A 1,048-nucleotide genomic window follows, 5' to 3' on the forward strand; every position below is an offset into this window, starting at 1 on the left:
GGAATGGCACGGAAGACCTACACAGCGGAGCAGATTATTGGGATGTTGCGGGAAGCCGAGGTGCGGCTTTCCGGAGGAGAGAAGACCGGCACGATCTGTCGCGGGTTGGGGATATCGGAACAGAGCTACTACCGCTGGCGGCGTGAATATGGTGGCTTGAAGGTGACGCAGGCGGCACGGCTGAAAGCGCTAGAGAAGGAGAATGCGCGGTTGCGCAAGGCCGTCTCCAACCTGACGCTGGATGCGCTGATTCTGAAAGAGGTCATTGAGGGAAAGTACTGAGCCCCTCGCGACGTCGTGCTGGCGTAGCCCATGCTTGTGCGGCGCTCGGTGTGTCCGAGCGTCGTGCATGCCGGGCGGTTGGCCAGCACCGTTCGACCCAGCGCCGTGCTGCACGACCACGATCCGATGAGCAACTGCTGACGGCGGATATCATTCGCCTGGCATCGAGTTACGGTCGTTACGGCTATCGGCGGATCACAGCGCTGCTTCGGCAAGAAGGTTGGACGGTGAACGCCAAGCGGGTCGAACGCATCTGGCGTCGTGAGGGGCTGAAAGTACCAAAGAGGCAGCCGAAGCGCGGCCGTCTGTGGTTGAACGATGGGTCATGTGTGCGGCTGCGGCCCCGCTATCGTGGTCATGTCTGGAGCTACGACTTCGTCGCGGATCGCACCCATGACGGCAAGGCGTTCCGCATGCTGACGGTAATAGATGAGCACAGCCGGGAGTGCCTGGCGATCCATGTGCAGCGCCAGATCAAGAGCGATGATGTGCTGGCGGTGCTCACCGATCTGTTCGTGAAACATGGGCCTCCAGCCCATATCCGATCCGACAACGGCGCTGAGTTTACCGCCAATGCCGTGCGAGACTGGCTCGCCCGGATCGGGGTGAAGACGCTCTACATCGAGCCGGGATCACCATGGGAAAATGGCTACTGCGAAAGCTTTAACGGCAAGCTGCGCGACGAACTCCTCAATGGGGAGATCTTCTATACGCTCAGGGAGGCCCAGATCTTGGTCAGCCGTTGGCGCGAACACTATAATACCAT

General features: G+C 60.3%; 1 pseudogene. It reads left to right on the forward strand.

Annotated elements, in window-relative coordinates:
* Positions 1 to 3: 3 nt before the first annotated feature.
* A pseudogene (locus ACFQ00_RS20000) lies at positions 4 to 1,048 on the forward strand (IS3 family transposase); the annotation flags it as partial.

This window comes from Sphingosinicella xenopeptidilytica, from assembly GCF_042676985.1.
Classification (GTDB): domain Bacteria; phylum Pseudomonadota; class Alphaproteobacteria; order Sphingomonadales; family Sphingomonadaceae; genus Sphingosinicella; species Sphingosinicella xenopeptidilytica.